The organism is Mesorhizobium sp. CNPSo 4688 (assembly GCF_057784295.1).
Map to the genome: position 1 here is coordinate 1 of NZ_JBWLUY010000058.1, position 5,764 is coordinate 5,764.

Genomic DNA, 5,764 nt, shown 5'->3' on the forward strand with positions numbered 1-5,764 from the left:
CAACAGAGATGATGTCAGCGCCGACGGTCTCGGGGACGTTGGCCGAAATCCACTTGTACAAAAAGTCGGTGCCGCGGGTGCTCATCAGAAGATAAGCTGACGACGTTTATTAGGTTCCGCTGATGTGCTTCCCCAACGTCAGAACGACGATCATGCTCTTGGGGAACGAAGATTGAAAAGCGGAACGTCGCCTACCACCAAAGCCGTCGCCACGGAACGTTTTGCAAGTCCAAAGGTTTTGGCTGTATCGCCAGCGACGTTAACGGCAGTCTGGCGCCTGAGAGTAAGCGACTCCCGCCCGAATTTGAAGCCGCACATGTCTCAATATTTTTTTGACATTCACGATGGACTGGAATTCACCAGCGACGCTGAGGGATCGGCCTGCGTGTCGTTGAACGACGTAAGCTACCAGGCAATGGACGTTCTGCCCGCTATTGCGCGGGAATTCCTTCCCGACGGTCCGCACCGGACGTTCTCGGTAAGGGTGCGGGATGGCGACGGGCAATTCGTTTATCGTGCCAGTCTGACCTTGGCGTCTGCCTGGATTGTGCAAACAATTGGCGGCGAGCCGCAACCAGGGCAGGACCGCTGGGCTGCAGCTCTGGGGCGCGTCAAAACTCAGGTAAGGGCAATTCGCCGCGAGTTCGCCGAAGACGGCTTTTCGCAATCGCTTGAGGACCTAGACAGCCTATTCTCAGTCGCTGAAAGCGAGATCAATCGCCTGATTGTGAGTCGGTAGATCTCTGAATCTCGCGGGTACGTCATACTTTATAGCGGGCTTGCCCCCGAAGGTGTATGGCGATGTGGTCGTCCGCCATAACCCGCAACCGGACGCTTGGAAGTCAACTCAGGTGCTTTCGCCCGTGAAGGATGAAAGTGGTGCCTGATAATCCTATCCAAGAGACTCAAAACAGCGTTGAGATCATCGAGAACATGGGCGACTGGTTCGTCCTAGTGACGCGCGCTGGCAAGGAACAAGTCACTGTTTTCGAAAAAGAGGCCTACGCGCTTGCGTACGCTGCGGGCCAACGTATCGCGCTGAACCTTCCCAATCCAGAACTGAAAGGGCCACCCAATGGGCAAGCGTGTGGCGAGTCCGAATCCTGATGCCGATGACCATCCGTATGACGAAGTCGCATTCGCCCAGAAATACGGCCTGACGCCCCGGGCCGCCGCGACCATCCTCCAGATAAACGGTCCATCGAGGACTGCTTGCGACGCTGCCGCCCGTTCATTTCAGCTAGCCGTCGCGGCGCTGAACAAGCGCGCATGATCTTCACGCTCATCCAAATTCCCGGCCACTAGCGCCCGTCGCGAGCCTTCTGATAGGCGTTACCGCAAGTGAGCGTCGTCCTCTCGAAAGTCCTGCAGCGATGCATGACGCAAGTCGGCCTCGCCGCGCAGATGCTTCACACGGCCGATCAGGCCCGGCTTGACCCACTGCGTCGCCGGCCGCTTCATGCCCTTCGGCGCCGGGCCAGCGTGCTCCTGGACGCGTTTCCAGAGCCGGTCGCGGATTTCCCGACTCGAGTTGATGAAGGCAGAGCCGATATAGCGTCCGCTGCCGCGCTCGGCCATCAGGGCAAAGGCCGGTTGGCCGGGCTCGCGCTCGACGCCGAGCAGGTCGTATTCGCCGATGGTGTAACACTTCGCTTTCAACCAATTGGTCGATTGCCCGCTCCGGTAAACGCTGTCCCTGCGCTTCGAAACCATTCCTTCAAGCCCGGCCTGATCGACAAGATGGAAGATTGCTGCGGCATCGCCCGGCAGAGCCTGGCTGAACTGGATGCGTCGCCCCTCTGGGATCATCGCGGCCAGTATCTCGCGCCGGTCCTCCAGTGGCATGTCCCGCAAATCGTGGCCGTTGAGGTGCAGAAGGTCGAAGGCGACGAAATAGAGGTCGTGTTGCCGCTGTGTGATCGCCTTACGCAGCGCTGCGAAGTCGGACTGCCCAGCATCGTTGAGGACGATGATCTCTCCGTCGATGATGGCAGTTTGCGCCCCATCGAGTTCGCCGGCAGCCTTGGCAATGTCACGGTACTTAGTCGTCCAGTCGAGGCCACGGCGGGTGAAGACGCGGACCCGGTCGGCATCCTTGACAATCTGGGATCGATAGCCGTCGAACTTGACTTCGTGAATCCAGTCGCCGCCTTCGGGAGGCTTCTCGACAAGAGTCGGCAACAAAGGCTCGACGAACTTCAGACGCAGCATCAACACACCCACAACCCGGCGAGTTAATTAGCATGCGCTTGATTAGTTCCGGAAAATTTTAACGGATCATTGACCGCGCTGTCCCAAAATAGGACGGCGCGGTCAAATTGCCCAACCGACTGCGTAGGCGGCTCCGGCAAACCCCTACCCACAACCCAGTGTCGGAGCCGCTCCCACAGACATCTAAATACCAGAAATGGTTGAATTAACGGTTACGGCACGTGGTTTCCAAAAGGGGAATTCAACGAGGTTGAGGAAAACAAAAAAAGCCCGCCAGGGGGCCAGCGGGCTTAAATATCGTAAAGGCTGACGAGGGGTTGGCTTACTCGTCGAGAACAAATTAGCTAAAGCTTATATTGTGGGCAATTAGTCCTTACGGTCTATCGGCCTAGCCCCTTCTCCACTCAGCGAACACGTTAGATCCGGCAGAGAGCGATTGAGCGGTGCAAAGGGCGCAATCAGCGAATTCTGGCCGCTGTTGCCAGTTCGCTACAGCGAAGGTTCTGGCAAGCTAATATAACCTTCGTCAGCGCTAGGGCGCCGGGTTGTTGGCTGGGGCGCCGGGTTGTTGGGGGCCAATCCCTGGAACCCTAGCGTAGTACGAGGGAAGATGGCCCGCTGACTTTGGTCGGCGGGTTTTTCTTTTCGTAGCGGCGAAATTAGGAAGCGGTACCCTTCCCATCGGCCGAAACCAGGTGGCTGATGGGAATTGGCCCGCGCGTTCGGTCAAGGCCGCGCGGGCCGACGAGGATGGTGACATCTGGTCATCGGAGCGTGCGAGGGAGCACGCGCCGAGTTTGAAAACAATCTCTGCGGAAAGATGTTCCAGTCAATTGAAAGAAAAGCCCGCTGCCGGACCTTGTGGGGTTAGACGTCAGCGGGCTCCGATCGTTCACGGAGGTACGATCTACAGCGGAGGAGAAAGCCATTTCGTTCCGCTGCCTCATGCGAACATCGCCGCCTGCCCTTGGTTCCCGGCTCAAAGAAAAAAAGCCCGCCGGCACGAGCAGGCGGACTTGGCTTTCTTACCGATAGAGGCTGGTCGCCTCCAAACGACTTAAGCTGGCGGCTGGGGCGGCGGCGGGATCTGTGAGGCTGGTGGTGATGCTGTCACTGCGGAGAGCCGGTCCTTTTTGTTCAGCACCGGCTTTTCATATGCTTTCTTCATTTATACGCCCTCGCTTTTTCCCTCATCCATGAATGACGCAGACCGCCCAACTTTGTCAAGGAGTTGGAAACCTCGAGTCTCGTGAGCCTTAAACAAACAGCCCGCAGCTCAGCGCGGCTCTCATCGCTGCCCCTTGAGCGGTTTTTCGCTAACCAGCAAGCCATCCAGCATGGGCAATCGCGCGCCGCATTCGGAGAAGCAGAAATAAAAATTTGCCATCGGACGGGTGTCGACAAGGCCAAAGGCGCGGAGCCTGGCAAGATGTGCCGCGAGAGGGCTGATCGGCAGAACTTTCGCGGCGAGGAAACCGACGGAGAGTTCGCCGCCGGCCAGGGTGGTTCATGATCAAAAACCGCTTCTTATTCCCCATCAATTCGAGAAATTTGGCTACACTCTCGACTTTGGCCGCGAGTTCTTTCGAAATCATCTGGAGCGGTTCTGCATCGCATCGAAGATGACGTCGAACACGCTGCCGACTTCTTCGGTGATCTCGTCCAGGCTGATGCCCTCTTTTTCGGCCGCCTTAATAGCCTGATCGGCAAGGTCGGTAATTGCCGCCGGATCGTCGGTGAAGGCGTTCGGCAGATGCTCCGTCATCCATTTTTCTAGGAAGTCAATTCCGCGCCTGCTCATTGAAGGACCCAAAAAGCGACCAGAACGAAGGAGACAAGAAACAGTGCCGCGGCCGCTACCAATGCGCCCTTGCTCACCTCCCGCCGTGGCTGAGGGTCGGGTACAAGTTTCCTATGGTTCGGCTGTTCGTTCATGCGAGATTAAGTTGCGGCAGCAAATTAGGTTCCGCTAATCCTTAGACGGGTCGGCCCTGAAACGATCACTGGGAAAAGAGCGCCATTTATCCAACCGAACAGGACAGGGCCGGTGAAGCCCCCTACGGCTGAAACGCACACGGAACCATTGTCTGTCGCGCTACGTTGGATCACCGAGACAGGAAGCGGCCTTGCGGCGCGGCGTCTGGTGAAAGAGACCGGGATTACCGAAGCCCAAGCTACCGAGCTTGTCAGCTTCCTTGCGCCTCACAATTGGACATCGCTGTTGCGCGAAGCGTCTATTTTGAGGAAGCCCTAGAGCCGGAGGATCGCGTCACTTTTCAGGGCTTCACCCTCAGCTCGGCCTGAAGTCCTTCGGAGTCTCGTCAACCATTATCGAACACCTCTGCATGTCGCGACCACAACCGAGGGGAACAGCCCGCGGCGGACAGTGGCAGGTACTCCAACGTCCAAAACATCCTGGCGCGCTCTAGATGAGCTTTGATCGCGGGAAAACCAAGCCAGGACGGTATCAGCGTGAGAAGCGCCGCCCCTCTTGTGGCACGGGGCCCCGATACCGCCGCGGTGGCGCTGCGCCTACAAGGTCGCGGATTGGCGGCTGCTGCTCAACGGGACGCATGTCCACGTCGGCCGTCTTTCGCACGAGCCAGGCGGGCAGGAGTTCCCTGAGTACCGATTTGAGGTAATCCATCACAGCACCTCGCGGCTAATGGCGCGAGGGCGCAGTTGCTTTTGTCAGCCTTGCGATATCTCGCTCGACCTGTTGGGCGGCCGCGTCGGTTTCGTCCATGCTCCGCACGAGTACGTGCTGCAGCAATGCGAGCCGGGCTTGCCGATATATTGGCCCGCTCCTGGCGATTTCAGGATTGAGAGGAAAGGTCGGTGTCATGGATTAGACTCCTTGTTCCAGTCGGCCCGGCTCATTCACAGAGCCGGGCCTGCAGTGGACGGAACTCAGTTCTGGATGATGACGTGACGATGGCGATGCGGGCGATCATCGCGCCTGATGACCACGACGTCGTCAGAGCGGTGCTTCCGGTGCCAATAGCGTTTGCCGTGCCAATGGCGCTTGCCGTGGTCGTAGAAAGCTTCCCGGCCGTGCTTGCGATAATGGAGGCGCTGGCCGGCCTCATTTATGACAATCGCGGGCCTGTGGTGATGGCGGTGATACCGGTGCTGATTAGTGGCAATGACCACGTCGGCCGAGGCCGCCGAAGCCAAGGTAGGCGCGGCCAGGCAAAGCGACATCGCGCCCAGAATCAGGGTATTCTTCATTTTCAGATCTCCGAGGAATTACGGTGCCCTTCGCTGGGTAAACATCGCTCCCGGACTTTTGTTCCCCCTTGCGGTCGCAAGGTCCAAGTTGAGCATCGTGCCACGTCAGTATTGTGGACGATTGAGCGTCACCGGGCGTTACTTTGGATTATCCTTAAGGGGATCATCCTTAAGGCGCAGCTGGTCGGATCCGATGCGACTACAGAGCATCGCAAGGCTGAGACAAACGCCGGTATCGTCGTCCAAAGCCTGATTTGCTTGATCAAGCGAACGCTCCGCACGCTTCACGCGCAGCCGGGCCTTCGCCGCTTCAAAGTCATAG

General features: G+C 58.1%; 7 protein-coding genes. 3 read left to right on the forward strand and 4 right to left on the reverse strand.

Features of this window, described 5'->3' with window-relative positions:
• The first annotated feature begins 316 nt into the window (after nt 1–316).
• Both AC04SH_RS34495 and AC04SH_RS34500 read left to right on the forward strand, forming a co-directional pair.
• Nucleotides 317–739, forward strand: a complete 423-nt coding sequence (locus AC04SH_RS34495; RefSeq protein ID WP_488578052.1) for a DUF6894 family protein — start codon at nt 317–319, stop codon at nt 737–739.
• A 140-nt stretch (nt 740–879) separates the two neighbouring features.
• A complete protein-coding gene (locus AC04SH_RS34500; protein WP_488578053.1) occupies nt 880–1,107 on the forward strand; it encodes a hypothetical protein in 228 nt (75 codons plus the stop codon).
• A gap of 225 nt (nt 1,108–1,332) precedes the next feature.
• Here AC04SH_RS34500 and AC04SH_RS34505 read toward each other — a convergent pair whose 3' ends face one another.
• Nucleotides 1,333–2,208: an ATP-dependent DNA ligase gene (locus AC04SH_RS34505; RefSeq protein ID WP_488578058.1), complete on the reverse strand. Its 876-nt coding sequence runs from the start codon at nt 2,206–2,208 to the stop codon at nt 1,333–1,335.
• A gap of 1,252 nt (nt 2,209–3,460) precedes the next feature.
• Here AC04SH_RS34505 and AC04SH_RS34510 point away from each other — a divergent pair.
• Nucleotides 3,461–3,724: a hypothetical protein gene (locus AC04SH_RS34510; RefSeq protein ID WP_488578054.1), complete on the forward strand. Its 264-nt coding sequence runs from the start codon at nt 3,461–3,463 to the stop codon at nt 3,722–3,724.
• Nucleotides 3,725–3,802: 78 nt separating this feature from the next.
• On the opposite strand, the gene AC04SH_RS34515 is transcribed toward AC04SH_RS34510, so the two are convergent.
• The 3 genes from AC04SH_RS34515 to AC04SH_RS34525 form a co-directional block, all read right to left on the reverse strand.
• The gene (locus AC04SH_RS34515) at nt 3,803–3,976 is read right to left on the reverse strand and encodes a hypothetical protein (protein WP_488578055.1); all 174 of its coding nucleotides are present in this window, start codon (nt 3,974–3,976) and stop codon (nt 3,803–3,805) included.
• A gap of 1,145 nt (nt 3,977–5,121) precedes the next feature.
• Nucleotides 5,122–5,442, reverse strand: coding sequence for a hypothetical protein (locus tag AC04SH_RS34520; protein ID WP_488578056.1), 321 nt, complete (start codon nt 5,440–5,442; stop codon nt 5,122–5,124).
• A 138-nt stretch (nt 5,443–5,580) separates the two neighbouring features.
• Nucleotides 5,581–5,764, reverse strand: a 184-nt coding sequence (locus AC04SH_RS34525) for a hypothetical protein (protein ID WP_488578057.1), incomplete at its 5' end; no start/stop codon positions are given.